The sequence below is a fragment of the Amycolatopsis sp. NPDC004772 genome (assembly GCF_053601215.1).
Genome location: NZ_JBSGBK010000179.1, coordinates 1 through 2,347, shown reverse-complemented (window position 1 = coordinate 2,347; position 2,347 = coordinate 1). Strand labels below are relative to the sequence as shown.

1 protein-coding gene and 1 pseudogene are annotated in these 2,347 nt (G+C 73.4%); one reads left to right on the top strand and one right to left on the bottom strand.

Annotated features, from left to right (window positions below; all coding sequences use genetic code 11):
* Positions 1–149 precede the first annotated feature (149 nt).
* Positions 150–1,526: a MocR-like pyridoxine biosynthesis transcription factor PdxR gene (gene pdxR / locus ACWEF6_RS42865; protein ID WP_449688189.1), complete on the bottom strand. Its 1,377-nt coding sequence runs from the start codon at positions 1,524–1,526 to the stop codon at positions 150–152.
* An 87-nt stretch (positions 1,527–1,613) separates the two neighbouring features.
* Between pdxR and ACWEF6_RS42860 the strand changes: the two are divergent.
* Positions 1,614–2,252, top strand: a pseudogene (locus tag ACWEF6_RS42860) (pyridoxamine 5'-phosphate oxidase family protein); the annotation flags it as partial.
* Positions 2,253–2,347 lie beyond the last annotated feature (95 nt).

Here is a 2,347-nt window from a genome sequence, read left to right as displayed (position 1 = left end):
GACGGTGGTACCGCGTCAAGGCGGGAAAGCGTGCCTTGACCCGGCACCACCGTCCGCGTGCTGGCTTCGGATCGGGGTGGCGGGGGAGGTCTGGGTGGGGTGCCGGTCTGGGCGTCCGCGTTCCGTTCGGTCGGTGCGGCAGCTGCAAGTCACCCCGAGCCTCCGCGCAGCAACGCCACCAGTGTCGGCAACGCCGCCGTCAACGCCTCCCGGGAACAGCCCGCGTAGCCGATTGCCACCCCGAATACCGAAGGCTCTCCGGTGAAATGCCTTGCCAGGCCGTCCAGTCGGATTCCGCGCCTCTCGGCCGCCCCGATCACCGAGGCCTCCATCGCCGCCGATGAAAACGGCACCACCAGGTGCGCCCCCGCGTCGTCCCCCCGTACTGGGATCCCCGCCCCTGACAATGCTCCCGCCAGCAACGTCCGCCGCTCCGCCATCTCCCGGCGCAACTTCCGCAGGTGACGGCCCAGGTCCCCGTTCCTCGCGAACTCGTACAGCACCCGCTGCCCTGCCGGCGATGGGCGTGTTCCCGTCAGGTCGCGGTACGCCAGCACCGCCGACGTGATCGCCTCCGGTGCCACCATCCACCCCGCTCCCAGCGTCGGGGTGAGGATCTTCGACGTCGTTCCCAGGTGCACCACGACGTCTGGCGCCAGCGAGGCCAGCATCGGCAGCGGGGCCACGTCGAACCGCAGCTCGCCGTCGTAGTCGTCCTCGATCACCAGCATTGCGGACGAACGTGCCCGCTCCACCAGTGACACCCGCCGGGTCGCGCTCAGCCTGCTGCCCATCGGGTACTGGTGGGCCGGGGAGCAATACACCGCCCGGGCATCCGGAGGGATCGCGGACGGCCGCAGCCCCTCGGAATCCACCGGCACTCCCACCACCCGCATCCCCGCCCGCAGGAACGCCTGCACCGCCCGCTGGTAGCCCGGCTCCTCGACGGCGACGACGTCCCCGCGCTCCAGTACCGCCGCCGCCAGCTCGACCACCGCCGCCGTCGTGCCGCCGGTCGCCAGGACCGAGCCCGCCGCCAGCCCCCGGTGGCGCAGCAGGTGCTCCGACACCGCCGCGCGGTACTCCGGCAGGCCCGCCCGGTGGGCCCGGACCAATGGCTCCGGGTCCGCCGCCGCCCGCCAGGCGCGGCGCCAGGCCGCTCGGTCCAGCCCGGCCGCCCACGGTGTGCCCGGGCCGAGGTCCAGCAGCGACGGCACAGCCGCCTCGGGAGCCGCGACCGCGGGCATCGGGACCGACGAAGTCGTGGAAGAAGGCGGCGTCGTCACGTAGGTGCCGGAGCCGTGCCGGCCGGCGATCCAGCCTTCGGCGTGCAGCTGCTCGTACGCCGCCGACGTCACCGTGCGGCTGACGCCGAGGCGGCCGGCCAGGGCCCGGGTCGACGGCAAGCGGTCGCCGCCGCGCAGGTGGCCACTCGCCGCCGCTTCGCGCAACGCGTCCGCCAATTGCACGGCCAGCGGTGTCACCGCCGAACGGTCGAGGCTGACCGGGAGCGCGGTGTCGGACACGGGACCTCCCCCGACGCAGAGTGGACTTCCCAAGTGTACGAGAAGTGGACGTTCTCCGAGGCCACTGAGCCGGGAGACGCTGGTCGCATGTTGTCGACCACGCCCCGCACCACGCTCGGCCGCAAGAAGCACCGCGCCGTCACCGACCGCTCCGCGCTGCACGCCGTCCTGGACGAAGGCCTGATCTGCCACCTCGGGATCGTCCGCGACGGGGTGCCGCTGGTCCTTCCCACCGGCTACGGCCGCGACGGCGACACGCTCTACCTGCACGGCTCGACCGGCGCCGCCAGCCTCCGCACCGCCGCGCACGGCCTCGACGTCTGCGTCACCGTCACCCTCCTCGACGGCATCGTCTACTCGCGCTCGGTCAACAACCACTCGATGAACTACCGCAGCGCCGTCATCCTCGGCCAGGCGAAGCCGGTCCTGGACGCCGAAGCGAAGATGCACGGCCTGAAAGTGCTCACCGACCACCTCGCGCCCGGCTCGTGGGAGCACGCGCGCGAGGTCAACGCGAAGGAGTTCGCCGCGGTGTCCGTGCTCGCCCTGGACCTCGCCGAGGCGTCGGTGAAGATGCGCGCCGAGGGCCCGGACGACGAGCCGGAGGACGTCGAGGCCGACACCGCCTGGGCCGGCGTCCTGCCGGTGCGGACCGTCTACGGCGCGCCCGAGCCGTCCGCGGACCTCTCCCCCGGCTGGACGACACCGCCGCACGTCACCGGTCGTGGGGGGGGGGTGGGGGGGGTTGGGGTGGGCGATACCCCAAAACACGCCCGAGTCGCGGCCGCCCGACGCGCCGCCGGTGGCGCACCCCCGCGCGG